The following is a 25,260-nucleotide window of genomic DNA, read 5'->3' on the forward strand; positions in this document are numbered from 1 at the left end:
CGGTGATTTTCAACCCAGTTGTCCAAATGGCTGCCTCTAAGCAGCCTGTTTATTACGCTCGATTTCGTGCATTTTTCCAGGGTTGAGCGACACCGAACCGAGCACCTCCCAGTTTCGGGTGCTGCCCGACCAGCGTTGTGGATGCCGGCGCTTAGCCCTTTCGTAAACCGCTTTGCGGTGCTCAAGACGTTCTCGGTCGACACCTCGATGCCGATCAGCGGGTGTCACGTACCGAATGCCACTATGCAGGTGCTGTTCGTTATAAGCGCGTTCGAACGCCAGCATCCAGTCTCGTACCGCACTCAGCGATGCAAACCCCTTCGTAGGCCACGCGGGGCAATATTTGACGGTGCGGAACAACGCTTCCGAGTAAGGGTTGTCATTGCTCACTCTCGGCCGGCTGTAAGACATCAACATTCCCAGCTCTGTTAATCTTGCTTTAAGCGTATAAGACGTCATCGGCGCACCGTTATCTGAGTGCAGCACCGGGGGCTGATGCCAGCAGCCTTCTCGCAATAAGGCGCGTTCCAGCAGTTGTTTCGCTAACTCGCCTGATTCCGCCTCATGGACTTCCCACGCGATGATTTTGCGGCTGTAGATATCCATGATCAGATAGAGATACCAGTGCTGACCACGCACAACGGAAGAACAGTAGCTGATATCCCAACACCAGACCTGGTTCGGCCCAGTGGCCGTAAAGCTCGTCGGCTCAGGTACTGGTCGGCGTGGTTTCATTCGCCCTCGGTGGTGCTGCTGTTCGTGCTTTTTCAGCACCCGGTAGAACGACGATTCGGACGCCAAGTAGGCCCCTTGATCGGCCAGTAACGGCACGATTTGAGACGGCGGCAGGCTCTGATACTCGGGGCGATGGCAGGCGTTCAAAATGGCCTGTTTCTCCTCGTGAGTCAGTTGATGCGGCTGACGGCCTTGTACCGCGTGTGGACGCTGATCCTCAGCCACCGCGCCACACGCAGAACGCCAGCGTTTCAGTGTGCGCTCGCTCACGTCGATAATCGCCGCTGCTTGATAACGGGAAGCACCCCCCGTTATCGCTTCATCAAATAACGCAATGAGCCTTGCACGTTCCTCAAACGGCGTCAGTCGTCCTCGCCGCTGTTCGGGTCTTCGCTGTACAAGGCGTCGAGCTTTTTTGAGAGCACCAGCAACGACGTGGTTTCCGCTAGGGCTCTGTCTTTGCGGCGCACTTCCGCTTTGAGTTGTTTGATCGTCTTACGGTCTTGTTTACGCTGCTTTTGTGCCGTTTTTTGCTGGTCTTCTTGTTGGCCAGCGCCCTGGAGACAAGCGGCTTTCCACTGCTGGATTTGCTCGGGATAAAGGCCTTTTTCGCGGCAGTAAGCACCAAGCTCTGTTTCTGAGAGGGTGGCGGTTTCGATGACCACGGCAAGCTTGGCGTCAGGCGACCACTCGTTGTCGCTTTGGGTGTAACCCGGCACAGGCACTCCTTTTTCTCGACACTGTTTTAACCAACTATACAGCGTCGCGTCAGAGATGCCTTCTTCAGTGGCGACCGACACCACACTGCGATTATGGGGGGGCAACAACTTTTTCAGTACGGCGGCTTTACGCTCTGCAGAATAACGTGGCACACGTGCTCCATGCCGCTCCCTCTGGAATAGATTTGGGCAATATCGCCAACCGGACAACTAGGTTGACAGAGGGGGCATCCGATGATGACGAAACAGGCTAGCCAACACTATCCGATAAATTCCATGGATGAGCAATCGGCAATGTTCAATGGGATTTAGTGATTTAACTCGAATATAAAGCATGAGAATACTCATTTAAATATCAGCTTTGGTTAAAGTTTTGAGAGCATTGTTTGAAACTTTGTGTGATTTAGTGAGTTGTTAGATGGTTGAATATAAAATCTAAGCACAGTAGTAATTTTTGGTCCGAGTTTTCAAAGTGCTCGTTTGGTATTTTAATAATAAGGTTTAACTAACATAAGTATTAATAAATTAAGCGTTGACCATCTGCATTAAAGCCCCTAGGTTTTTTTAAATATATTTAAACGTAATTGGCGATCATTGCTCTAGCGATTTGAGCGTTTGAAGGTTGGAAAACATGCATTGGATTCCAGATAATACCTTTCGATTTATCTCTTTTGCTGTTTTGCTAAGCTCTGCAAGCATTGCCTTTTCTCAAGATTCGGCTAGCGCAGTAGATGCCCTGGATATAGAGGAAATCGAACGCATAGCAGACATCGCGCGAGCTGGGAGTGACCCTCGAATTACGGCGAGCCTTATTGATAAAAGTGGGCGAAACGATAATCGCACGAATGCCACGCTGCCAGTTCTCGTATCCATTCAGGGTGATCCGGCTTTTGTCTACACGCGAGGAGGGCACTATGGTGTGCCCGAAGGAGAACCGGAATTCGTAATGCGTTGCCGAGGTAACGGCATCGTCGATATGTCCCTGGTGGTTCGGGGGGTGCCGCCCTCTGATAGTAATACAGGCAAGCTGCTGCCAGTTTCAATCGACCTAGAGCCCGGTGAAAGTTATCCGCTTCGCATATCACCTTATGGCCAAAATTTGGACTACACCCTGCCAGTAGAATGGGTCGAAACCTTTCCCGATTATAGTCTTCTCCTTCGTGTGGCTGGGTCGGCACGGGCCGATGATCCGTTCTTTACGTCTCTTCGAGGCACTACGAATTTTTCTTATCAACTAAGAACACCTGCCACGGTAACGGGACGAGAGAATGAACTTGTCTGGTTAGGAGGCGGGTTGGACTTCAGCTCATTTCGTGAAGATGTCGCACCGCTTCTTGAACATTGTCGTGCAGGTAACACAAATCCGATGGATCGAGAGATGGGGCCAGCGGTAGAGATTGCCGCCACCCCGATGGCCACACTGCTTGACGTCAATCTCGATTTTTTGCCGGAAAGCCAGCGCCAGAGTTTTCGTCGAATCCTGGAAGGAGAACGTTGGTCGTCAGAATCATCGCCGCGCTTGCCATTACTTACTTACTTCGCCTTCCACCAGGCGTATTGGGAACGCTGCGCAACGACATCTGATGTGCCGATGAGTTTCTACATGACGACGCCCCTGCCGAAGGTCAGAACGATCGGCATTCAGGATGAGGACTATGCCTCGTTCGTGGTGAGTGCCTCAGTGTATCCCCAGGTCAGCAGAGAAACCTACGACAATGAAATCAGGAATGATTTTAGCTTCGACGTTGTAACTCAGCGCTTTGATGAAGCAATGGAAAGGCAAAAAGACGCGTGGCTCAGCGTATTCGCGCATCATGGTTGCTCTGGAGAAGTTTATGATGCTTTCAGGGAGGCAGTAAGCAACAACCTACCTTACCTCGAATATCGAAACGGTAGCCGTGAGGTCATCGTGGATTTTGGTGGCACTTCTTTTGACATACGACTGCCACAGCCAATCAATCTGGAGATGGCAAGGGAAATCGCTGCCGCTGAGATGGCATCGGTAAACAATTCTCTCTTCACCCGTGACTATCCTGGCCAGATACTGCGGAGTATCGCCGTCGGGAATTTTGCTCTTGCGGACCGTATCGAAGATGAATTTATTGCAGCGATTGTGAACCCCTTTGTAGGGAATTCGGAAAATCCGATATTAAAGCTACTGAAACCGTTGATGGAGTTCGAAAGCGCCATGAAACGGCAGTCAAACATCATTGCTGCCTACGCTGTTGGACGCATGCATATACTCGGATCTTGTGGAGAGCCAACAACGTCGTACCAACAGGACACCGTTTATTGGACAGAGTACACCAACGGGTTGGGGCAATACGTTTCATCTTCTGCAGAAAGCCGCAAGACAGACTATGCCTCAGTGCCCAGTAAGTTCGACAGCATTGTAAGGACGCACAACTCGATCACCACGTCGGCTTTTCTCTCTAGCCAAATGGCCACCATCATCAGCAGGCTGAGTTGCGACAGCTCGATTCGAGTGCAGCTCGAAGACAATTTGATTGCCTATTTCAATGGAAGTGCACCAGCACACATTAGGCCTATTTCGAATGATTAAAATTCGACAACTAACGCATTTTTTTGCGTCTATAAAGTCGTGGCGATGGGGATATAAAACACCCGTATGGTTTGCGGCTGTATGGTTAGCTTATTTTATGGGGTTCTTCTCGCCAACGGTTTTAGCGCAGGAGGATGCCCTTCGCATACAGTCCACGGCGTTCGCCGAAGAATCGGCAAGACTGTTAGGCGCTGGGCAGCAACGGGCCGCGATTATAGAGGCGCTTAAAGGTTTGCCTGAATCGTTTACGGATGATGTGATTTCGGATTACCCCGACGCTTGGCTTGCTTTTTACCGTGCGGCGACCGCGCTTATTATTGTCACTCCGTACCACGGTGATATGGTGGCTGTGGCTAACCGTGAACGCACAAGGGTTGCATTCAAAGGCACTATGATGGGTGATGAGCTAGAACTCGCTTCCGTCGCGCCGTCGGTACTTTGGGACGCAGTGAACAACCAAGAGATTGCCGTCGTTGCAAATGCAACCGAAACCAATGATGACTCTCGAATGTTCGGCTATGAGCTCTCTGCGTCACCAGGTTCTGCTTTGTTTTCGGTCTCGGGCGCGGGGTCTCCAGAAATAAAGTTGTTTGATAGTCAGGACGGAACTGAAGTTGTCAGCTTGCAGATTCCACCCCAGCCGATACCGGTTGGAGTATCACCCATCGGTATCTCTCCGGATGGAACCCGTTTTGCAGTCGCCAGCATGAACCGGATACTGGTGTGGGATCTTGCAACGCCTGAGGCTCCCCGCACGGTTATTCCCCAGCTATCTGGCCAAGAACACCTTGTATTCTCTCAAGCGGTGTGGACGTCAGAAGGGAGCTTTTTGGTTGCTTATACTTGGTTCGGGGGGCCGAGTCAGGGGCAATTCGGAATAGCGATAGTCCACGAAGACGGCACCGCCCAGTCATTGGATGGCGAGGGACCCCGGATAATTTGGGCCGCATCACAAAGTGCGCCTGTTGTTGTGGAACTTCTAGTAGCCGAAGGGGAGTGGCTGGTTAGGGATTTGCAACTTAATATCCTAGGTCGGATTCCTGGCGACGTCGAACCTGTCTCGTTTGCCCGCAATCAGACTGCGATTGTGGCGACGCAGGCAATTGGGGGCATGTTTGGAGGTGCATATACTTTCGAACCAGTTGCGATCTATGGTCTCGACGGAACACCTCTGGACTTGCAGCCAGAAGATTACCTCGGTTTTTCCGACTTTGTGTTTAATGAGACGGGTCAAGTGCAGGCAGTGATTGGGCCAACAGAGCTCAACGCTACGCATCTGTCTGAAGCAGCACCAAGCGCTGCAGATTTGTACACGAGGATCATGGACTCTTTGACGACCGAAGAAGAGGATCTCATTACTGCTCAGGGAATAGGTAGTAGTGGGGCCACGCCCGATGCTAGCCAGATGAGTATCCTTCAATCTGATCGGATTGCCGATGAGGCAGAGCTGGCGATGCTCAATGGGAAACGTCATGAAGCCATTATTCTCGCCTTGTCGGCGTTTCCATCAATGCCCAACCATGAGGACTTCGAAACCTTCGAAAGAGCACATCGCGCACTCTTTCGCGCGTATGCTTCCCGCCCGGCACACTTTGAACGTCCAGACGATTTCCTGACCGTTTTTATGTCGAGAGCCCGTTACGGGCCCCTGGGGCGCACGGCACTTTATCGACAGTTCGAACTGGAAGACTCAACACGGACCACTGTCCTCACGCGAGCGGCAATCGTTGATCTCAGGTCGAATCACACCAGAGAGATCGACTTAACCGAAATTGATCAGCGGGGCTTCACAGACCTGCACTTTACGCCAGATGGACTGGCATTTGCTGGCGTAGGACGAAGCGATGGAAGGGTGCATGTATTCGATACTTCCACAGGCGAAGTCACTCGTGTCTTCGATGCTTCGGGGGACTCGACGCACACCAAGACTGTGCAGATTGGCTTTTCACCGGATGGTCAGTACTTTCTCGCAACAGTCGGCCATGTGTTTGACAGTAAGTTTGCACTCTGGGCTACAGAAACAGGACGATTGGTGTATTCCGGTGTTCCGTTCGAAGGTTCCGCTACGCCACTGGGTTGGAGCAACGAAGGAAGCATCTTAGTTGTCGAATTTGTCACTCGCTTAGATGAGGTCTCTGGCCCCGATAATTTGGTTGTGTGGCAACCAGAAGGTGGCACGTCGACACTGCCTCTTATCAGGGAGGATGGGAGACCCGTTGATCACTGCCAATACTCTGCCATATCTCATACCCTCCCATACCTTGCTTGTTCGGCGGATGCCGAGACGACGATCCTTAACTTCGCGACCGGCAGCATCGTCGGTACTATCCGGCGAGCCGATTCAGTAGGGAGGTTTCTGCGTGACGGATCGGCCATCGGCTGGCCAAACCTCAGCAATCCAGTCGAGATCGATGTGTTTTCCGTGAAGGGGGAGCCGCTTGATCCGATCATGCAGGACTATGTTCCGTTTGGGCAGCTTGCCCTCTTGGGAGGTCAAATCCTTACTAACGTGGCGACAGATCTTTCTGGGTATTCCGCCCAAGAGATTCCAACAGCACTAGCGCTGTATGAGGCCGCAATGGCTGAGCTTTCCGACGATGATCGTGCGCAGTTGCTTCTTGCTAGGCCTGAATGAATAGGGACGACCCCTCCGAATAACACCAAGACGCCCCTATACGTTCGACGCCTTGCCCAACGCTCTTGTAAGCTGTGACTTACTTTCAATAGTCGGTAGGATCAATCCCCATGACGCACGCAACCATTCTGCAGCAAGGCACTATTCACTGTTTTCCCGCTGGACTTCGTGATGAGAAAGGCAACTTGGTGAATGCGGAGGTATCTGCCGTACTTTATGACGGTCAGCGGCTGATTTTAGCCAGTGATAAACCGGTGCCTGGGGAAGAGCGTTCAGCGGTATTTGCGATGCCGATGACCGAGCAGGGGCCGGATGACACCCAACTGGAATATTTCACCACGCCACTGATTAAACAGGCTGTGAAGTACGAAGACCTTTCCCTTACAGCGGATGGCCGCTATGTGCTTGCCACTACCGGTTTCGACCGTATCGATAGCCAAAGCCACGCCCTGAACGACTACAATCATTTGCTTATCTGGCCGCTTGGCCATCCAGAACAGGTGCAGGTAGTTGATCCCGACCCACGCGATGGCGTGGAAGGTTCGTTGGAGCTGCGCACTAAACTGGATGAAGTGATTGGCTTTCCTTATTACAAAATTGAGGGGCTGGCCGCTATTCCCGGTGAGCGCGGCGATGGCTTGCTGCTGTTTGGCATCCGGGAGCAAGGGCAATCCCACGATAATTTCAGCTATGTCAGCCGTATTGTTGGTGCGCATTATGAAATCAGTGAAAGTAACAATCTGGTGTTTATCGATGAAATGCGCGAACACTATGCTTTCGACCCCAGCAGCCATTCGGCGGTGCGTTTCGACTGCGGCCTCTCCAGCCTGGAATACGACCCTTACCATGGCCGCCTATATTTGTTGAACAGCTTTGAGGTCAAAAAAGACGGTGAAAAGCGCATTGGTGGATACTTGTGGGAAGTCAGTTTGGGAGATTTTCGTGAACGCCACGGCCCAACGTTAGTGACCACGCCCGCTGGTTTGCCGCTGGAGTTCGAGCACAAGGCAGAGGGGCTGGCCGTGCTGGACCATGACCGCCTTTTTGTGGCTTACGATAACGACCGGCACCTTGGGTTGGGCAGCGTTGATGAACGCGACGAACGCCATGCCTGCGAAGCGCCCTATACTTTACTGCACGTTTCTTAATTCAGGCGATATCTTCCAATGCATCGGCGATGTGTGTTACCTCTTTTCTTCTTGGGACTGCTGGCCATGTTGGCTGGCTGCGGAGAAACGCCTACCGGGCGCTCCCAACTGGCGCTAGTTCCCGGCCCGTTAATGGCAGATATGGGGGAAGACGCCTTTAATCAGCTGCGCAATAGCCAGCCAATCAGCCACGATGCTCATGCGAATCGGTTGGTTCAATGCGTAGCCGAAAGAGTGGTGGCGGGCGCTGAGGCCAGCTACCCAGCGCTCGCTTTCCCGGAGCGCTGGGAGGTGGTGGTGTTTGAAGACCCATCGCCCAATGCGTTTGCACTGCCGGGTGGGCGCATTGGAGTGCATAGCGGCCTGTTGCAAGTGGCAGAAACCCCCGCTCAGCTAGCGGCGGTGATGGGTCACGAGGTGGCCCACGTACTGGCAGATCACGGTAATGAACGCCTCACCCAACAGCTTGGCATTAAAGCGGTGTTATTGGTGGTTGGCTTACTGGGGGAAGGCGAGTTTGGCAACCAGCAATTAATGCAGGCATTAGGAATTGGTGCCCAGGTGGGCATTAGCCTGCCATTCAGCCGCACCCATGAAGAAGAAGCCGATATAATGGGCCTTGAAATTATGGCTCGTGCGGGGTTTGACCCACAGCAGAGCGTGGCGCTGTGGCAAAACATGGCCGCCACCAGTGATGGCCAGCCTCCTGAGTTTCTCTCGACGCATCCTGCCCATGAGTCGCGCATCCGATCATTACAACAAGGGTTAGAAGCGGCCACCGCGACCTACCGTACGGTTACCCCGGCTAACTGTTAGGGCGAGTTCTGGATTGGCTAACCAATCACGCCGAACGCTCATTTATTAGCGTTTCTAGAGGGGTTTCAAAAGCGATCGAGTAATTTGGTCGTTGTGTTTTTTTTATATTTTTTAAATTTAACAAAACTACGTTCGCCAGCGCACAGTGACTTCGCATTTTAAGGTCCAACCTACAGTTGAGCGAGACAAAGGAAGTGTCTAAACAAGGACGTTACGCTATGCGCTGCCAGGAAGGGCAGCGTCACCATGATTCTCTTTCTTTGGTGTTGCAAAGGAGTGCGGCACCACTTTTTATTGATTTCTTTAGTTCTAGCCGAGTGTTATATAGCCGCTTTAGTAAATTTCCATATCTACGTTCTCCGAAAAATCTGGAGGAGGTGGCTCTTGATATCAAGGAGTGTACTCAATGGATACTGAACATTTGGAAGATTGGTTGCGAGATGCGCATGCCATGGAAAAACAAGCGGAGAAAATGTTGAAGGCTCAAGCGGGCCGCCTTGAACATTATCCGCGGCTGCAACAGCGTATTGAACAGCATGTAACAGAGACCCAGCAACAGGCCAAAAAACTAGAGCATTGCCTAACGATATTAGGCGCTGAGGCCTCTGCCATTAAAGATATGGGTGGACAGTTAAGCGCGTTTGGCCAAGCTGTCGGCGGCATGATGGCTGAAGATGAAGTAGTGAAAGGTGGTCTCGCTTCGTATGCTTTCGAGCATTTTGAGATCGCCAGTTATCAAGCGATCATTACAGCGTCCGAAATGGCCTCGCAGCCTGAAATTACTCATATGTGTAAAGAGATTCTTCAGGAAGAGATGGCTATGGCCGATTGGCTTGGCCAAAACTTGAGCGATACCACCCGTGAGTATTTAGAACGCGATAATCAAGATCTTCGGGCTAAAACGTAATGTTTTAAGCCGTCTCCTATCAAAAAACCAAGCGATCATTATACCGTTTGGTTTTATTTAGTGATTAGCCTGTCCAACTGTTAATTATTAACAATGCCAACTTATCCGCTAATGGATAGGTTGGCATTTTTTGCGCTAAGGGCTTGTATTTATGGCTTGTATTAAGGGCTAGCAAAAAGAGCTGTTATTTTTTCTTTTTAAGAAATGTTTTTCAGGTCAGATAGCCGAATCGCGGACTTAAAAAATTCATAATGCTACGTACGCTAACGCACGGTGAGCGTGCCTTTTTAAGCCCATCATAATGTTGAGCGTGGCAAGGGAAGTGTCTAAACAAGGATGTTGCGCTATGCGCTGCCAGGAAGGCAGCGCTTTTACTATTTTTCAACAGCCCTATTGTCCACCAACCCTATTGTTCACCAACCCTATAGCTCACAAAGCCTGTTGTTCAAAAATACTATGGTCACGCCCATTTTTCGCCCCGCGATTTTCATGTCGCTAGGGCTGTGTTCGTTTAGCTAGCGTCCATTACGAATGGAAAAATTACCATGTCTAAAGCATCTAAAAATATCTAAAAAGCATTTAAAAAGTGCTCAAAAAGGTATTTGCGAGTACAGGGCCGTACGAGCCTGCATTGGGCCAATTCACTGTAAGGAAAATGTTATGAAATTAATCTTTGCCCTAACGCTTGGAACGATAGCCTTACTTTTAGCTGTGACCGCTAAAGATTCGCTTATCGCTCGAATCTTCCTGACTGCAGTAGGCTTTGCGTTATATGCGGTGGCACTGATCCCGGGGGCTGCTCGCAGTGAACAGAAGGTATCTGGGGCTGGTAAGCCGAACGTTACGACGATGAATGAATTCAGCGATCGACATCAAAGAGAACAGCTTAAATTCCATGAAATTTCACGCTCATCTCGAACACTCTCTACAAGCCATATTACGCTGGCAAAGGAGGCTTTATGCCCAGAAATTCAGGTAGCCAAGATCGTCTGACCGATTTAGAAGAATTCGGAGCGGATCCTGGGTCGTTGCATGCAGGTATTTATATTCCACAGAACTTTCCAAAGAATGGGCCGCTTGTCGTGGTACTCCATGGCAGCACCCAGTCAGCGGAAAGTTACGATCTTGGATCGGGCTGGTCGGCGCTTGCCGACGAATGCGGGATTGCACTTCTGTATCCTGGGCAGAGAAAAAGCAACAATCCGATCAGTAGCTTTAATTGGTTTAAGTCGGGTGACAGCCGCCGCGGTGCAGGCGAACCACTGTCTATTCGTCATATGATCGAACAGGTCGTTGATGATCACGAGATCGACCCTAAACGGGTTTTTATCACGGGGATGTCTTCAGGTGGCGCCATGACCTCTGTGATGCTGGCGACCTATCCGGAAGTATTTGCTGGGGGCGCGATTATTGCCGGGCTACCATATCGCAGCGCGGATAACCTGATGGAGGCGGTCGTTCGCATGAAAGGATACGGCGGCCCGTCAGATAGCAAGCTCAAAGAGCTGGTACGGGAAGCCTCGACATTTGATGGCCCTTGGCCAACGATCTCGGTCTGGCATGGCAGCAGCGATTCGACCGTCGATAATTCCAATGCCGACTCCATCGTCCGGCAGTGGCAAAAAGTCCACAACGTTGAAGGGCCACCGACGCATGAAGAAAAAGTTGACGGTTTTCCTCGACAGGTCTGGTCTAACACCGACGGGCGGGAAGTGATCGAGGAATACATCATAAAAGGAATGGGCCACGGCACGCCAATCATGGCTGATGGAGACGAAGGCCTTGGTGAAGAGGATAAGTATATGCTGGAAGTTGGCATTTCTTCGACTCGCCACATAGCGCAGTTCTGGGGTCTTACCTAGCCCGTGAAAGAACACCGATGAAAACAGTCGGCAAGCAGTGGCCGGGCATATTTCGCCGCCACTGTTTAGTCACTTGAAAAAGCTAAAGCCGAGTAAAGCACGCTCCTCTAGTTAATCACTGCGCTAGTTCACCACCACTGCGGCGCTAGGCGCGACCTGCTGCTTCACTTTCTCCACAATATACGCGCCAATCGGAATGGCGGAGGTGGCCGCAGGCGAGGGCGCGTTGCATACGTTAACGGTACGAGGCGTGTTGACGAATAAAAAATCGTCGACCACCTTGCCGTCATTGGACACCGCCTGGGCGCGCACACCGGCAGGGTAAGGCCCAAGATCTGCGAGCGTTAAGCTTGGGCAGTACTTACGTACCTGCTGAAGATAGCCCTTTTTATAGAATGAATTTTTAAATTCCATCATTCCTGGGCGAAGGTTGTCTTTGAGGACCCGACGGATACCACGGTGGCGTAACATAGCGAACGTATCGGAAAGCGACACGTCGGTCTTCCGGTAACCTTCTCGTTTCCAGGCTAATACCGCGTTAGGGCCGACGGTGACGCTGCCATCAATCATGCGCGTTAGGTGTACGCCAAGAAACGGCATCGAAGGGTCAGGAATTGGGTAGATCAGGTGGTTAACAATGTGATTGTGCTGGGCTGGAAGACGGAAGTATTCGCCGCGGAACGGGCAGATAGTGAAGTCCGGTTCGATGCCCAGCATGCGCACTACGCGGTCTGCCATTAGCCCTGAGCAGGACACCATAAAACGGGTAGAAAAGTCCCCCTGGTTGGTGGAGACCACCACCTCATTGGTTTGCTCACTTAGGCCGGTCACCGACGTGGCATAGCGGATTTCACCGCCAGCCGCTTCGAAATCGCGGCCCATGGCAGCAGCAACTTCCGCATAGTTGACGATGCCGCTAGAGGGAACAAAGATGCCGCCGACGCCGGTGATATTGGGCTCGCGCTCGCGCAACTCTTCCGCCGTCAGCCAATAGCGTTCCAGGCCGTTAGCCTCCGTACGTTCCCACAGTGCTTTCATGCGTTGCTGCTCAAGGTCGTTGGTAGCGACCAGCAACTTGCCGCACTCATCGTAGGCAATGCTGTGTTCGTCACAAAACGCCTTGGTGGCAACATTGCCTTCAAGACAGAAGCGCGCCTTCAAGCTGCCGGGAGTGTAATAAACCCCGGCATGAATCACGCCACTATTATGGCCAGTTTGATGACGAGCGGGACCATCCTCTTTCTCCACCAGCAGCATCTTTTTATCAGGATAGGCACGGATAAGCTGCATAGCCGTCGACAGCCCAAGTATGCCGCCCCCAATAATAATGTAGTCGTACATAGGCGTCTCTGTAGTCAAGTGAAATGGCCACCATCATTGGTGGTGGCCTATCTGATGAGTATAAGGCTTTTTCTCGTTTCAAATTTTTATTCATAACGCTTGTTGGGCTGTGAATTCAAACGCTATGTTGTCATGTGTTGAATGACCGTTTCTAGCGGAATCAGCAACTTTCCTTCATATTAACAACGGGCCAGATGACGACCTGCTGATGTATGTACGTTAGCCACCAGATGAGCATTAGCACCAAAGCGAGAGGATTGCACCAATGGTAGAGACTAATAAACCGACAGCAAAAGCATTGCTGAGCGATAACCGGGTAAAGGTGATTTTAGCTATCGCGATTATTGCCGTGGTATGGGCTATCATCGCGCAAACCATTGCGGGGTCTCGACAAGACAGCAAAGAAGCACTTGAAGCGCGGTTGGCCGAAACTGAGCGAGAGCATCAGCAGATTCAGGCGCAGATGTCCGATGTTGAAGCTGCGGAGCTAGATCTTGCAACATTACAACAGAGAACGAGTGCCCTTGAGGTTAAGCAAGCTGAAGCTGAAGCTGAGCTTGCTTCAACGCGAGCGGACATTGCCAATGCTAAAGAAGATTTGACCGCTTTACGGGGCGAGCATGAAACCCGAGAAGAAGAGGTAGAGGCCCTCAACGAGCAGATAGACGAGAGGCGGAGTCGCCTTGAAGTACTCAATGAGACATATGCCGAGTTAGACGCTAAAAAAGCACAGGCTGAAGCCGCTCGCGATGCCGCTCAACAGTCTCGTGAAGAAGCAGAAGAGGCTCGTAGACAGGCTGAAGAAAACCTTGAAGCGCTTAACGCTAAGATTGAAGCGCTTAACGCTAAGATTGAAGAGGCCAATGCCCAGCTTGCCTCAGTCGGCGAACAAGTAAGTGATTTAGAAGAAACCCGTGATGCGCTTACCGTAGAAATCACTTCGCTCAGAGTAATGCGCGACGAAGCACAAACGCCATAACGATTTAGAGTCCATAACTCCTCCTCGCCGCGCAGTGAACTTAAAACGCTAGGGGAGGATGTCGTAGATGACAATGCTTGAACAGACGCTGCTTTTACTCCTGGCGGATACAGTGCTGGTTATCCATGTGCTGTTTGTGATGTTTGTTGTCTTCAGCTTGGTGGCCATCTATGCGGGGTATTTTTTGCAATGGCAATGGGTGCGTAACCGCGCCTTCCGCATCATTCATCTGTGCGCCATTGGCTATGTGGTTGTGCAGGCGTGGCTTGGGATTGTGTGCCCGTTAACCACCTGGGAAATGGCATTACGAGCCAAGGCTGGGGAGGGCACTTATGCGGGCTCTTTTATTCACTATTGGCTGCATAACATTCTGTATGTCACCGCGCCTGAGTGGGTATTTGCCGTAATTTACACGCTGTTCGGTAGTTTGGTGGCAGCCAGTTGGTACGTGGTGCGGCCTTCCGCACGTTTTCGTTAGTTAAGAAAGGCGATCGGTCGCTAAGGTTATGCTGAAAATAGCGACGATTGTTGTGATTCCCGCCGGTTAACCAAGAATGTCCATCGCTTTAAATCCATCTGGCGAAGCCCATCAGGTGCGTTAAGCTGACAATGTGGGTGCTACTTAGACACGCAAGTTTTCTATTGCTTAACGGCTAAACGTGAAGGATGTCTACGATGGCGAAAAAACCGATGGGTAACGGACGCGGTACCCCGCCAACGGGTGAGCCACGCGCCTCTGTTTCAAGTGCCTCTGTTTCAAGTGCCTCTGTTTCAAGTGCCTCTGTATCGTGCGGCACCGAAAAGCTGCTACTGGCAGCTTTAGAGCGAGGGGGCAGTTGCCTGGAAACCGGGCGATTTTTGATCAGCTATCGTGAGGGACGGGTAGACGAGGGCCTAAAGTTGTTAAAAGCGCTGAATTTCCGCGTTGCTGATGCCCGCGACTTTACTGATCAAGCCGTTAGCCTGGAAGATACCGGAGATGCTGAGGCAATGGTGTTTCCGGAGTTGGGCGTGGCGCTTATTGGCGGTGATGCTTTGCAGCTGCACGGGATGAGTATTAAAGATGTTATCCCACCGGATGGTCCGATAGAAATCATTGAACCAGAGTATTTTGCGTTCTCAGAAAGCGCGGAGTACTTGAGGGGGTTTTTACGGGCAGCGACCACCATTGCTCGTGATCTTGGCGTTGAGCTGGACGCGGACGATGGCGAAAAAAACCTTGAAGAGGGAACCCTTCGGCCAACCTGGGGGCTAAGCCGCTGCAACGTGCCGCAAAGTCGCTGGAGCGGTGCCGGCATTAAAGTCGCCGTGTTGGATACCGGGATGGACATTGGACATCCGGACTTCGCTGATAGGGAGTTTGATACGCGATCGTTCGTCGGTGAGCCAGCACACGATATCAACGGCCACGGAACGCACTGTATTGGTACGGCCTGTGGCCCCAAAACGCCCTCCGGAAACACGCCCCGCTATGGCATCGCGTTCAGTGCTCACGTGCGGGTCGGTAAAGTGCTGACAAACTCAGGCAGCAGCACGGGAGCGGGAGTATTGGCTGGGATGAATTGGGCGATTGCCAATCGCTGCGAAGTAATCTCAATGTCTCTTGGCAGCCAAAGCCCGGTGCAAGCTGCTTACACCCACGCTGGCGCGGCGGCACTTCGCAATGGCTGCTTGATTATTGCTGCCGCCGGTAATTCTTCTGCCCATACCGGCGCTCCAGCCAATTCGCCCACCATCATGTCCGTTGCGTCAATTGACGCCAGCTTGAAGCCCTCAAGCTTTTCTAACGCTGGCAAGATCGACATTGCCGCGCCAGGAGGCGATATTTTTTCCTCTTGGCCTCGGCCAGTTCACTACAAAACGATTAGTGGAACCAGTATGGCTGCTCCTCATGTGGCAGGTTGTGCCGCCCTCTGGGCAGAGTCCGACGCCTCACTTAGGGGAATGAAACTCTGGGAGCAGCTATTGGCGTCGGCGCAGCGCTTGCCGTTTGCTGACCCCCACGTAGGCGCAGGGTTGGTACAAGCCCCTTAATATAAGTGGGTTATCTTTGTGCAGTTGCCGCGTTTGGCCCTGCCTGAAGAGCAGACTTCGAAGGTAGATCAATGGCGAATATTGAGCTTTGGATAGTGACGGTTTCAAGCGATCAGTCGATTAATGAAATAGCCAACCGCCTGAGTGCCGAAGGGTTAACCATCCGGGATGTGCTTGAGGAGATTGGCTGTATTACCGGATCGGCAGATAACGTCACCGTGGAGCGATTAAAAGAGATTAAAGGCGTGGTAGATATTACGCCAGATATCCAGATCGACATGGGGCCACCAGGCAACGAGAAAACTTGGTAAGCTCGACTGCTATTACTGCCACTATTAACGCTAACGCTAAGGATGGATCAGAATGCTGACACTGATTATTGTTTTGGTAATTGTTGCTGTTATCGCCTTTTATGTCGTCGGAATCTATAACCGGCTGGTATCGCTGAGAAACCGATTTCAGAATGCGTTTGCCCAAATTGAAGTGCAGTTAAAGCGGCGGCACGACCTTATTCCTAACTTGGTAGAGACCGCTAAGGGCTATCTCAGCCATGAGCGAGAAACGTTGCAGTCGGTCATTGAGGCTCGAAATACAGCCTCTGCTGGGCTGAAAGCGGCAGCGGCGAATCCGGGTAGCGCCAAGGCGATGGCTGATCTTGGCGGTGCCGAAGGTGCGCTAACCCAGGCGATGGGGCGGCTTAATGTGGTCATGGAAGCTTACCCAGACCTGAAAGCGTCGCAAAATATGATGCAGTTGTCAGAAGAACTCACCAGCACGGAAAACAAAGTGGCTTTTGCGCGTCAGTCATTCAATGATGCGGTGATGCACTACAACACCTACCGTCAGAGCTTTCCCCCAGTGGCGGTGGCCGGTATGTTCGGGCATGGTCAAGATGCCTCGCTGTTAGAGTTCGAAGACAGCGCACAGATCCAGGTGGCGCCGAAAGTGTCGTTCTAAGTTATTGCCCAGGAGCTAGTGGGACATGGATTTTTTTACTGCACAGGAACACGCTCGGCGTAAAACGTGGCATTTGGTTGTCTTGCTGGTGCTGGCAGTGCTGGCGTTGATTGTTGTTACGACGTTGGTGGTTGCCATCGCCTTGCACCTAATGAATGGCGCAGAACAAACTCGCCTTTCAGCGCAGGGAATGTGGTCCGCGCTCTCATTTGAGCTGGTGGCCAGTGTGTCGATTGGGGTACTGGCGGTAGTGGTTATCGGTGGTCTGTTTAAGCAGCACCAACTGGGTCGTGGTGGCAGGACGGTGGCCGAAGCGCTCGGCGGGCGCGAAATCAATCTTGCCACTTATGATAGTGATGAGCGGCTTATTCTTAATGTGGTCGAAGAAATGGCCATTGCATCAGGTACGCCGGTACCTCCCGTTTATGTCGTCGAGGAAGAGGGCATTAACGCTTTTGCCGCGGGTTATCGAACCACTGATGCGGTAATCGGCATTACCCGTGGTGCCATTCGGAACCTGACCCGGGAAGAGTTGCAGGGTGTTGTCGCTCATGAGTTTAGTCATATTTTGTACGGCGACATGAAGCTAAACATACGCTTGGTCAGCATCCTGCACGGTATTCTTCTGATAGGGCTATTGGGGGGTACATTGCTACGCAGCATGCGTTTTCGTCGGGTTGGCGGCAATAAACGTAATAATTCAGCCGCGGTTATTTTAGGCTTGGGAGCGGCGCTAATGGTGGTCGGCTATGCGGGCACGTTTTTTGGCAATTTGATTAAATCGGCGGTCAGTCGGCAGCGCGAATATCTAGCAGATGCCTCTGCTGTGCAGTTTACCCGCAACCCCCAGGGCATTGGTAATGCGCTGGTCAAGATTGGCTCGCATGCCCAGGGCTCTTACCTAAAAGCACCGCATGCAGCGGAATTCAGCCACCTGTTTTTCGGCCAAGGCATTAAGCTAGGGTTTACGCGTATGATGGCGACTCACCCGCCGATAAAAGATCGTATTCAACGGGTAATGCCAGAGTGGAATGGTCGCTTCGAAGCTAGCTTGCCCCAGCAGCAAGCTGAGAATGACATGCCTAATTCAGAGGGTCACGAAGACAGTCCTGAAGCGAGGCTAACGAGAGGGACGTTGGCTGCCTTGTTAACCGCAGGCTCTGCTCAAACAGCCATAAATGCCATCGGCCAGCCCAGTCAGCGCCATCTGGCGCAGGCCAGGGCAACGTTAGATGCGCTGCCAGCGCGAATCAAAACCGCTGCCCATGAACCCTATACTGCCCGTGCGTTAATGTATGCACTGCTGCTAAGCGATGATCAGTCGGTTCGTGAGCAGCAGTTAATGTCGTTGCAACAAATCGCGTTGCCAGATGTTTATCAAGCACTGATAGATATTGGCCCTGAGATATTAAGGTTGGATATCGAGTTACGCCTTCCGCTGGTGGAACTGGCACTCCCCGCATTAAAGTCGCTTTCCGTTAGCCAGGCTCAGCACTTCCGTCTCTGTATGGAGCGGCTGATCAACGCGGATGGCCAAGTCAGCTTGTTTGAATGGACGCTCTATCAACTGCTACTGAACCATCTGAGCGAAAAAAACAGTGGGCAATCCCATCTTAAACTCAGCGATTTGCAGCGCGAAGGTCAGCATTTACTCAGCGTGTTAGCGGCGGCGGGCCAAGATAATCCGGATGAGATTAGCGCAGCGCTTAAGGCAGCGGAAAGCGAACTACCGTTCGCCTTGTCTGCCAACGACGACGTAAACGATATGCAGGCATTAAGCTTGGCTGTAGAACGTTTGCGGCGTTTAAAACCGCTGGATAAGCCCGTTTTGCTGCAAGCCATGGCACGCTGTATTGAGCATAGTGGGTATATTCGGCCAGCTGAGGCAGAGCTGTTCCGGGTTATAGCAGATATCCTCGACTGCCCGATGCCGCCACTGTTACCTGATAATGCGTAGATCGTGAGTTGGTGGGTCGCTTTTGCAGGAAAATGCGTCCTCATTTTTTTATATAAACGAGAGTACCTATGACCGAAACAACATCGTACATTCCAAACACTTTGTTCATTGACGTATCCGGATCTGGTCTGCCTGAAGTCGATGGCCTTTACGTGCCGTCGGAAGCGCCGCCCACCACATCTGAGTCAGGTGTTGTGTCCAGTCCTGGCTACTGGAACGGCAAAATGGCCTGGGATCGTGCCGATGGCAAGGCGGCCAGAAGCCCAGCCATTTCCTACTCCAATAGTTACCAATCTTGGCGCATCAGCCGCTTGGATGGCCATCTGGCCTACGAAATTACCTGTGAAGATGAACTGCCGCCCATCGATCGCGAATGGAATGTGTACAAGATGGGCGTAGCGCCAGCCCCCAAAGTTGAGATTCATTATTGCGACCCGCGTAAACCGTGCCCCGCGCCTAATGTGGTGTTTGTTCTGGGTGGCCCCGGTGCTGGCAAAGGCACCATGTGTGAGCTTGCGGAAATTCAGCTTGATTGGACACACCTCTCCACCGGTGACCTTTTGCGCGCCGAGCAGGAGGCTGGAGGTCCGACCACTGAAATCATCAAGGAATACATTGCCGCCGGTAAGCTGGTGCCCAATGAAATTGTTGTGCGCCTACTCAAGGACGCCATGGAGCGAACCACCCGTACCACTGGCAAAAGAAACTTTTTGATTGATGGTTTTCCTCGTTCGCTATCCAATTTAGAAGCGTGGTACGAGGTGTTTGGTAGAGAGGCGGAGCTTCCCGCTATGCTGTATTTCGAGTGCCCATTCGACGTGCTCGAACAGCGTATTTTAGGCCGCGCCAAGTACTCTGGCCGGGCGGATGACAATCTAGAGGCGATGAAGTTAAGGTTTGATACCTTTAAAGCCGAGACGCTGCCTACGGTTGAATTGTTCAAAGGGAAGGGCAAGTGTATCGAAATTGACACCAGTCAAGGCCGCGAGGCGGTGTATGCGCTGCTACGTGAGCAGCTTGCTACTTACACCGAACAACAACTACTTGATCAGCCTTTGAAAGAAAAGTCTGAAATTCTGCTTGGTATGAAACCATACCCTCAAAACGGTTAAGCCCAAAGCAGCCATTATGTAACTATTACCTAGCGGCGCTTAGTTTATTTGCTCCGCTCGGTAAAACTGCGTTTCTCGCGAGGCTATCGGATATCTGTCTTACATGTTGGTAGTGCCTAGTCCTGGCAATTTCAAGGTATATTTATACCGTTATCTTGCAAGTAATTAAAATCAAGCAAACCGACTAGCTGCTTAAGGCAAGTTTCATACCGCGGTTGCATTAAATTCTCTTCAGCTCGGCGTTTTTCTAGCTCCGGTACTTTTTCGTTTTGCATACCTTTTGCGTGTACTCGATCCGCGCTTAGTCGGTGCGGCGTCTTCACCCTGGGCGGTTTGCAGGCTCTGCCTGAGTTTTCCCGCATCACTGTGAGTCAGTAGGCCGCGAAGATCATCGAGCAAGGCTTGCTGAAACGCGCCGGGATCGTCTTGCTGTTCGGAAATGGCCCGCAGGCGTTGTTCCCAAAGGGCGGTGCGTTCTGGCGTACTCACGGCGCTGGGTAGGGCGGCGATCAACGCGCAGCCGAGCTTGGTGGCACGCAGGGCTTTTTGCTTACGCACCAAGTAGCCACGCTGTACCAGCGTTTCAATGATGCCTGCGCGGGTGGCTTCAGTGCCTAGGCCATCGGTATCGCGCAGCGTGCGTCGTACATCGGGGTCATCAACGTAGCGGCCAATGTTCATCATCGCTTTGATTAGGCTTGCATCGGTGAACGGCTCGGGTGGGCGAGTTTCTTTTTCTTCAACGCCGGCGCCCAGCGCTTGGCAGGTTTCCCCTTGAGTGAGCGGTGGCAGCGGCGGGGTGTCGTCGCGGGTAGTGAAAAGTGGTTTCCAACCGTGATCAAGAATGCTCTGGCCGCGGGCGCGGAAGGCTTCATCCAATAACGTAAACTCTGCTTTGACCTCAAAGGTACGTAGCGGCCGGTAGAACTGGGCCATAACGTTACGCACAATCAACCGAAACACATGGCCTTCGGTGGCGGAAAGCTGGCTGAAATCCGCCGGTTTGCCGGTGGGCGCTAAGGCATGGTGTGCACCCACTTGTTTGTCGTTCCAGGCTTTGGAACGCAGGGTAAAATCTGCCCCGTTTAGCCAGTGGCGCAGCGTGTCATCGTTCTGGCAAGCGCTGCTCAAGTTTCGTTGGGCAAGCTGGAGATGTTCTTCGGGTAGGTAACGGCAGTCGGAGCGAGGATAAGTAATCAATTTGTGCTGCTCGTAAAGCCGTTGGCAAATATCCAGCACCATCTGTGCGGAAAGGCCGTGGCGTCTGGCGGCGTCGACTTGTAACGCGGAAAGCGAATAGGGCAGCGGCGGTGCTTGGCGTTTTTCTTGTTGATCAAGGGTCGTTAAGGTGCCTTGTGCCCCGGGAAGTCGGGCTGCTAAAGCATCGGCGGGGGTGCGATCGATCAGCCGTCCTTGGTCATCTAACGGCTGGTGTTCTTTTGGCGCCCACCAAGCGCGCAGTTGGCCCTGGACCACTTGTAAATCCACCCATAGTGGGTAGAACGGATGAGGCTTAAAATCACGAATGGCATTGTCGCGGCGAACGATCAACCCAAGTACGGGGGTTTGCACACGACCAACGGAAAGCACGCCATCATGTCCCGCTTGGCGGCCGGTCAGTGTCCAGGCGCGGGTTAAGTTAATGCCGTACAGCCAGTCCGCACGGGAGCGGGCTTGGGCCGCTTCAAACAATGGCTGGAATTCCATATTCGAGCGCAACTTGGCAAGTGCTCGGCTAACCGCGGGCTTGTTAAGGTCGCTGATCAGTAGCCGCTGTACCGGGCCACGATACTTCATGTACTCGATAACTTCTTGCACCAGCAGCTGACCTTCGCGGTCAGGGTCGCCAGCATGTATCACGCTGGTGGCCTGCTTAATCAGCTTGCGAATTACCGCGAGTTGCCCGCGCGCTTTGGCGCGTGGCATTAGTTTCCACTGTTGCGGAACAATGGGCAAGCGGTCGAGTCGCCACTGTTTGTCGGCAGGATCATAAGCTTCGGGAGGGGCCTGTTCTAGCAAGTGGCCAAGGCACCAGGTTACCGTGGTGTCACCGCAAATCATTGCGCCATCCTGGCGTTTTGAGCCACTTGGCAGCGCGTCAGCAATCGCCCGTGCAAGGCTGGGTTTCTCAGCGATAATCAAGCGCATACAGTGTTTGGCCCTGGCGTCTGGTAACAACAAATTGCCATATTAGCAGAACCGGCCGTGGGTTAGCGTGCTGCTCTTATGAAAGATGGCTGTGAGGTTGTTTGAAAAATGACTTGGTATATTTGTATGTATAGTTTTTGTATAAATTTATCAGATTGAGTAAGCTGTCTGAAAGCAATCAATGAGGCGGTTTCTATGCGCGAGCGCGGCAGAACACGACGTTTACTAGGGCTGGGTGCCCGCACTGGCGGGGCTCTGTTGAAAACCCGCTTAGGTGGCCAAGCCGATTGGCGGGCGCTGGGCGAAGCGCTTTTTGTGGGGCTTTCGGAGCTAAAAGGGCCAGCCATGAAGCTGGCGCAGATTATGTCCCAGTGGGATGACCTGTTGCCCCCTGACTTAGCTAATGAACTTGCTCGTCTTCAACGGCAGGCGGAACCGATGCCGTGGCCGCGCATTCGTGAAGCGTTGGTGCTGCAATATGGCGATATTGATCACTATTTTAGTGAGATAGAAGAGCGCCCCTTTGCCAGCGCTTCCATGGGGCAGGTGCATAAAGCCGTGACTCACGCAGGCGAAACCGTGGTGCTAAAAGTACAGTACCCTGGATTAGCAGATGTATTGGAAAGTGACTTGAAGCAGGTCAGACGTATCATGAGTCTTGGCCGCTGGTTCAAAGTGCCCCAGGCGCGCTTGGATGCGTTGTTTGAAGAGTTAGCAGCGGGGCTTCGTGAGGAGTTGGATTATCATGCGGAAGCGCAAGCCCTGGCCCGTTATCGCCAGCGTTATCAGGATAACCCTCAGTTGGTGATTCCTGAGCCGCTGTTTGAGCTTTCTGGTCAGCATGTTCTCGCTATGCGCTTTGTTGATGGCACTCCGCTGCGTGATTTAGAGGACACTGATGACGTCACCCGCCAGAAAGCGGCAGTGGCTCTGGCTGATTGGATCACCGAAGAGCTATTTACCTATCGCGAGCTGCACGCTGATCCTCACGCGGGTAATTTCGCGATAGATGCCGAAGGGCGCTTAGTAATCTACGATTTTGGGGCGGTGATACCTGTGCCGGAGGGTCGGCTAAAAGCCATGATGCAACTGTTAGATGCCACTCTGGCTAAAGACCCAATGGCGATGGATGATGCGCTTATGAAAATGGGTGGTCGCCAAGGACAGGGGGCGCCACTAGGGCTTTACCAAGAGTCCGCTGAATGCGTGTCTCCGTTGTTTGCTCCAGGAGAACAGGATTTTAGCGATGTGCGGGTACACCGTCGCCTGCGCGAATTAACCCCGAAAGTATGGGCGGCGATGGATCGTCTGCAGCCGCCCGCAGATACTTTGCTGCTTTCCCGTGCGCTGAATGGCCACTATTGGAACCTAGTGCGTTTGAAAGCGCGGCTGGATATGCACACCCGCACCGAGCCATTGCTAACCTGGGCACGCACAGCTTAACGAATAGCCGCTGGGGGAGCGCCGTCTGTCATGCTAAACTATTGCGCTTTTCAATAGCGTTTTGAAGACAGTGGAGACGGCAATGCTGGCGGTATGGGTCGATCAACTGCTGGGATTTGCCTCTGGGGCACTCTCGGCAATTAGGCAGCGAGAACACTATCCTGATTTTATGACCTGGGTACGTGCCGAAGGCGCAGATGCATTTAATGGCGATGTAGCTACCGCTCAGGCGCTTGCGCCCATTTTATGGTCGCAAACACCGCTAGAGCGGCTTGATTTTGCTGGCGAGCCTTTGGCTACCCCAGGGCGCAATGAGCCTTGCTGGTGCGATTCTGGGCGCAAATTCAAACAGTGCTGCTACCGTGTTGAGTTCCCTACGGACATTCCTGAGCAGATGATGTGGATGCTTTCCCTGCGTGAGTGGAAAGGCGCTACGCTAAAAGCGGCACTGGAAAGCCAGCAAGCACCTGCCCAAGCGTTATTAGAGGCCGGGTTAATTGCTGCTGAAAGTGGTCAAACGGGCCGTTCCATGCAAATTCTTGAATCGCTGTTTGATGGCAATGATTGGTCGCGATTGCCGGAGCAAGCCGAACCTGCTTTTGAAATTCTATTAGATATTTATCAAGAACGTGGGTTTACCCGCAAACGTGCAGACCTGCTTGATGACGTTATGGAGCGCGGCCCGCTGTTTTTGCGCGGCGTGGCGCTTGAAAGGCTGTGCTTAATGCACCTTGATAATGACGACTTAGACAGTGCCCGCGCGGCGTTTGTTAAAGCCCAACAAGCGCTGCCGGATTCCCCGACACTTGCGTACATTGAAGCCATGCTGCTGCTGCATGAAGGCCATGAGGAAGAGGCCAAAGAGCGGGCTAACTTCTGGTACCGGCGTTTGGTTCGTCAGGGCGATTTGGATGAAGAGCAGCTCGAATTCCTGGCCGCCTTGGCAGAAAACCCTGGCGCCACCTTGGCCGACCAGTTGTTGAGCGCCGAAGAAGATCTTGCAACGCCGCTGGTATCGCTGCAAGCGTTGCTGGCTGCTTTGCCTATCGCACCTAAGCTTACCATTCAGCAGGATGCTGATTCCGGTAGGTTGCATTACACCACCACCGCGCGTGAAGAGACCCTGTTTGCGGCCTGGCACGAGCAGTTTCAAGTCTTGGTTGATGAAGAGGTCGCCTTGGGCTTTCGCGATGACCCGTGGGGTAACGCGATAGAGTGGATGTCGGCGCTATGCGCTCATCCAGAATGGCTGGATGCACCCCAGGTGGTGCAAGACTTGACGTTAGCGTTGACCAGTCGTTTTGGTAGCCTGCCGTGGATGGCGCCGAGTCTACTAGAACCGCTGGCGCTGCGCCTTTCTCGCTGGCTTGAACAGGCCCGCGCCGCTGGTGTCGGCAGCCTATGTTGGGACGATGCAGATAACGCCATACTGCTGCGCACCGGCCTTGCACTCGTGGTGGGTATGGAGCGCGGCGCGCGCCAGCATTCCCGTGAGCTGGCTGAAGAGTTACTCGCTATTGATCAGGAAGATAGCCTTGGCTTGAAAGAGCTGGTGCTCGACCAATTACTGCGAGATGAACGCAATGAAGACGCGTTAGCGCTAACCGATGAGCCGCAGAAGAACGATGGTTCTCTAGAACTTGGGTTATTGATGGGTCGTACGTTGGCGCTATACCGTTTGGAAAACCACGATGCCGCCGAAGCCGCGCTGGGGGATGTCATTGCCCATAATCGCTATGCGTTAGAGCTTTTATGTGCCGAAAGCCCGCGGCCTACTTTGCCCCATGCAGATGGTCAGGTAGACCCAGGTTCACGTGCAGAAGCGTGGCAGTATCGTACGCTAATGCGAGATCAGTGGCGCACCACGCCAGGCGCGCTGGCGTGGTTGGCGTCTCACCGCTAGT

Annotated in this window: 19 protein-coding genes; 16 read left to right on the forward strand and 3 right to left on the reverse strand. The window is 52.6% G+C overall.

Annotated elements, in window-relative coordinates:
* Nucleotides 1–36 precede the first annotated feature (36 nt).
* Nucleotides 37–1,607 (reverse strand): IS3 family transposase gene (locus ELY33_RS13260; RefSeq protein ID WP_126942763.1). Its coding sequence is split into 2 segments (ribosomal slippage): nucleotides 37–1,154 and nucleotides 1,154–1,607, totalling 1,572 coding nucleotides; the frame shifts between segments, so codons are not numbered across the junction.
* 478 nt (nucleotides 1,608–2,085) lie between these two features.
* On the opposite strand from ELY33_RS13260, the gene ELY33_RS13265 reads away from it, so the two are divergent.
* From ELY33_RS13265 to ELY33_RS13295, 7 genes are all read left to right on the forward strand, one after another.
* Nucleotides 2,086–4,017, forward strand: coding sequence for a hypothetical protein (locus ELY33_RS13265; protein WP_208644246.1), 1,932 nt, complete (start codon nucleotides 2,086–2,088; stop codon nucleotides 4,015–4,017).
* Complete coding sequence (locus ELY33_RS13270) at nucleotides 4,010–6,652, forward strand: WD40 repeat domain-containing protein (RefSeq protein ID WP_126948394.1); 2,643 nt, start codon at nucleotides 4,010–4,012, stop codon at nucleotides 6,650–6,652. The genes ELY33_RS13265 and ELY33_RS13270 overlap by 8 nt, the downstream gene beginning before the upstream one ends.
* 110 nt (nucleotides 6,653–6,762) lie before the next feature.
* Nucleotides 6,763–7,800 carry a hypothetical protein gene (locus tag ELY33_RS13275; RefSeq protein WP_126948395.1) on the forward strand — a complete coding sequence of 346 codons (1,038 nt, stop codon included), beginning with the start codon at nucleotides 6,763–6,765 and terminating at the stop codon, nucleotides 7,798–7,800.
* Nucleotides 7,801–7,818: 18 nt separating this feature from the next.
* Nucleotides 7,819–8,616: a M48 family metallopeptidase gene (locus ELY33_RS13280; RefSeq protein ID WP_126948396.1), complete on the forward strand. Its 798-nt coding sequence runs from the start codon at nucleotides 7,819–7,821 to the stop codon at nucleotides 8,614–8,616.
* A gap of 406 nt (nucleotides 8,617–9,022) precedes the next feature.
* The gene (locus ELY33_RS13285) at nucleotides 9,023–9,523 is read left to right on the forward strand and encodes a ferritin-like domain-containing protein (RefSeq protein WP_126948397.1); all 501 of its coding nucleotides are present in this window, start codon (nucleotides 9,023–9,025) and stop codon (nucleotides 9,521–9,523) included.
* A gap of 660 nt (nucleotides 9,524–10,183) precedes the next feature.
* On the forward strand, nucleotides 10,184–10,516 hold the full coding sequence (locus ELY33_RS13290; RefSeq protein ID WP_208644247.1) for a hypothetical protein: 333 nt from the start codon (nucleotides 10,184–10,186) through the stop codon (nucleotides 10,514–10,516).
* Nucleotides 10,483–11,385 carry an extracellular catalytic domain type 1 short-chain-length polyhydroxyalkanoate depolymerase gene (locus tag ELY33_RS13295; protein WP_126948398.1) on the forward strand — a complete coding sequence of 301 codons (903 nt, stop codon included), beginning with the start codon at nucleotides 10,483–10,485 and terminating at the stop codon, nucleotides 11,383–11,385. The genes ELY33_RS13290 and ELY33_RS13295 overlap by 34 nt, the downstream gene beginning before the upstream one ends.
* A gap of 123 nt (nucleotides 11,386–11,508) precedes the next feature.
* On the opposite strand, the gene lhgO is transcribed toward ELY33_RS13295, so the two are convergent.
* Nucleotides 11,509–12,726 (reverse strand): L-2-hydroxyglutarate oxidase, encoded by a 1,218-nt coding sequence (lhgO, locus tag ELY33_RS13300; RefSeq protein ID WP_126948399.1) that lies wholly within the window; start codon nucleotides 12,724–12,726, stop codon nucleotides 11,509–11,511.
* A 265-nt stretch (nucleotides 12,727–12,991) separates the two neighbouring features.
* Here lhgO and ELY33_RS13305 point away from each other — a divergent pair, with 265 nt between their 5' ends.
* The 7 genes from ELY33_RS13305 to ELY33_RS13335 all read left to right on the forward strand — a co-directional run bounded on the left by ELY33_RS13305 (nucleotide 12,992) and on the right by ELY33_RS13335 (nucleotide 19,765).
* Nucleotides 12,992–13,705, forward strand: a complete 714-nt coding sequence (locus ELY33_RS13305; RefSeq protein WP_126948400.1) for a hypothetical protein — start codon at nucleotides 12,992–12,994, stop codon at nucleotides 13,703–13,705.
* Nucleotides 13,706–13,772: 67 nt separating this feature from the next.
* Nucleotides 13,773–14,183, forward strand: coding sequence for a DUF2784 domain-containing protein (locus ELY33_RS13310; RefSeq protein ID WP_126948401.1), 411 nt, complete (start codon nucleotides 13,773–13,775; stop codon nucleotides 14,181–14,183).
* A 197-nt stretch (nucleotides 14,184–14,380) separates the two neighbouring features.
* Entirely contained in the window at nucleotides 14,381–15,739 is a 1,359-nt protein-coding gene (locus ELY33_RS13315) for a S8 family serine peptidase (RefSeq protein WP_126948402.1), read from the forward strand.
* 71 nt (nucleotides 15,740–15,810) lie between these two features.
* On the forward strand, nucleotides 15,811–16,050 hold the full coding sequence (locus ELY33_RS13320) for a hypothetical protein (RefSeq protein ID WP_126948403.1): 240 nt from the start codon (nucleotides 15,811–15,813) through the stop codon (nucleotides 16,048–16,050).
* Between the two features lie 52 nt (nucleotides 16,051–16,102).
* Nucleotides 16,103–16,696, forward strand: coding sequence for a LemA family protein (locus ELY33_RS13325; protein ID WP_126948404.1), 594 nt, complete (start codon nucleotides 16,103–16,105; stop codon nucleotides 16,694–16,696).
* Nucleotides 16,697–16,721: 25 nt separating this feature from the next.
* Nucleotides 16,722–18,653 (forward strand): M48 family metallopeptidase, encoded by a 1,932-nt coding sequence (locus ELY33_RS13330; RefSeq protein ID WP_126948405.1) that lies wholly within the window; start codon nucleotides 16,722–16,724, stop codon nucleotides 18,651–18,653.
* A gap of 68 nt (nucleotides 18,654–18,721) precedes the next feature.
* Nucleotides 18,722–19,765 carry a nucleoside monophosphate kinase gene (locus tag ELY33_RS13335; protein ID WP_126948406.1) on the forward strand — a complete coding sequence of 348 codons (1,044 nt, stop codon included), beginning with the start codon at nucleotides 18,722–18,724 and terminating at the stop codon, nucleotides 19,763–19,765.
* Nucleotides 19,766–19,996: 231 nt separating this feature from the next.
* Here ELY33_RS13335 and ELY33_RS13340 read toward each other — a convergent pair whose 3' ends face one another.
* The gene (locus tag ELY33_RS13340) at nucleotides 19,997–21,913 is read right to left on the reverse strand and encodes a DNA topoisomerase III (RefSeq protein ID WP_126948407.1); all 1,917 of its coding nucleotides are present in this window, start codon (nucleotides 21,911–21,913) and stop codon (nucleotides 19,997–19,999) included.
* Between the two features lie 195 nt (nucleotides 21,914–22,108).
* Here ELY33_RS13340 and ELY33_RS13345 point away from each other — a divergent pair, with 195 nt between their 5' ends.
* Together ELY33_RS13345 and ELY33_RS13350 are read left to right on the forward strand one after the other, a co-directional pair.
* On the forward strand, nucleotides 22,109–23,356 hold the full coding sequence (locus ELY33_RS13345; protein WP_126948408.1) for an ABC1 kinase family protein: 1,248 nt from the start codon (nucleotides 22,109–22,111) through the stop codon (nucleotides 23,354–23,356).
* Between the two features lie 82 nt (nucleotides 23,357–23,438).
* A complete protein-coding gene (locus ELY33_RS13350; protein WP_126948409.1) occupies nucleotides 23,439–25,259 on the forward strand; it encodes an SEC-C domain-containing protein in 1,821 nt (606 codons plus the stop codon).
* Nucleotide 25,260 lies beyond the last annotated feature (1 nt).

This window comes from Vreelandella andesensis, from assembly GCF_003989795.1.
GTDB classification, from domain to species: Bacteria; Pseudomonadota; Gammaproteobacteria; order Pseudomonadales; family Halomonadaceae; genus Vreelandella; species Vreelandella andesensis.

Excerpts from the sequence above, each read along its gene's own strand:
- ELY33_RS13320 (WP_126948403.1), top strand. The coding sequence starts at position 15,811 with ATGGCGAATATTGAGCTTTGGATAGTGACGGTTTCAAGCGATCAGTCG.
- ELY33_RS13310 (WP_126948401.1), top strand. The coding sequence starts at position 13,773 with ATGACAATGCTTGAACAGACGCTGCTTTTACTCCTGGCGGATACAGTG.
- ELY33_RS13345 (WP_126948408.1), top strand. The coding sequence starts at position 22,109 with ATGCGCGAGCGCGGCAGAACACGACGTTTACTAGGGCTGGGTGCCCGC.
- ELY33_RS13340 (WP_126948407.1), bottom strand. The coding sequence starts at position 21,913 with ATGCGCTTGATTATCGCTGAGAAACCCAGCCTTGCACGGGCGATTGCT.
- ELY33_RS13350 (WP_126948409.1), top strand. The coding sequence starts at position 23,439 with ATGCTGGCGGTATGGGTCGATCAACTGCTGGGATTTGCCTCTGGGGCA.
- ELY33_RS13330 (WP_126948405.1), top strand. The coding sequence starts at position 16,722 with ATGGATTTTTTTACTGCACAGGAACACGCTCGGCGTAAAACGTGGCAT.
- ELY33_RS13280 (WP_126948396.1), top strand. The coding sequence starts at position 7,819 with ATGCATCGGCGATGTGTGTTACCTCTTTTCTTCTTGGGACTGCTGGCC.
- ELY33_RS13315 (WP_126948402.1), top strand. The coding sequence starts at position 14,381 with ATGGCGAAAAAACCGATGGGTAACGGACGCGGTACCCCGCCAACGGGT.
- ELY33_RS13275 (WP_126948395.1), top strand. The coding sequence starts at position 6,763 with ATGACGCACGCAACCATTCTGCAGCAAGGCACTATTCACTGTTTTCCC.
- ELY33_RS13265 (WP_208644246.1), top strand. The coding sequence starts at position 2,086 with ATGCATTGGATTCCAGATAATACCTTTCGATTTATCTCTTTTGCTGTT.
- ELY33_RS13325 (WP_126948404.1), top strand. The coding sequence starts at position 16,103 with ATGCTGACACTGATTATTGTTTTGGTAATTGTTGCTGTTATCGCCTTT.
- ELY33_RS13295 (WP_126948398.1), top strand. The coding sequence starts at position 10,483 with ATGCCCAGAAATTCAGGTAGCCAAGATCGTCTGACCGATTTAGAAGAA.
- ELY33_RS13285 (WP_126948397.1), top strand. The coding sequence starts at position 9,023 with ATGGATACTGAACATTTGGAAGATTGGTTGCGAGATGCGCATGCCATG.
- ELY33_RS13290 (WP_208644247.1), top strand. The coding sequence starts at position 10,184 with ATGAAATTAATCTTTGCCCTAACGCTTGGAACGATAGCCTTACTTTTA.
- ELY33_RS13335 (WP_126948406.1), top strand. The coding sequence starts at position 18,722 with ATGACCGAAACAACATCGTACATTCCAAACACTTTGTTCATTGACGTA.
- ELY33_RS13270 (WP_126948394.1), top strand. The coding sequence starts at position 4,010 with ATGATTAAAATTCGACAACTAACGCATTTTTTTGCGTCTATAAAGTCG.
- lhgO (WP_126948399.1), bottom strand. The coding sequence starts at position 12,726 with ATGTACGACTACATTATTATTGGGGGCGGCATACTTGGGCTGTCGACG.
- ELY33_RS13305 (WP_126948400.1), top strand. The coding sequence starts at position 12,992 with ATGGTAGAGACTAATAAACCGACAGCAAAAGCATTGCTGAGCGATAAC.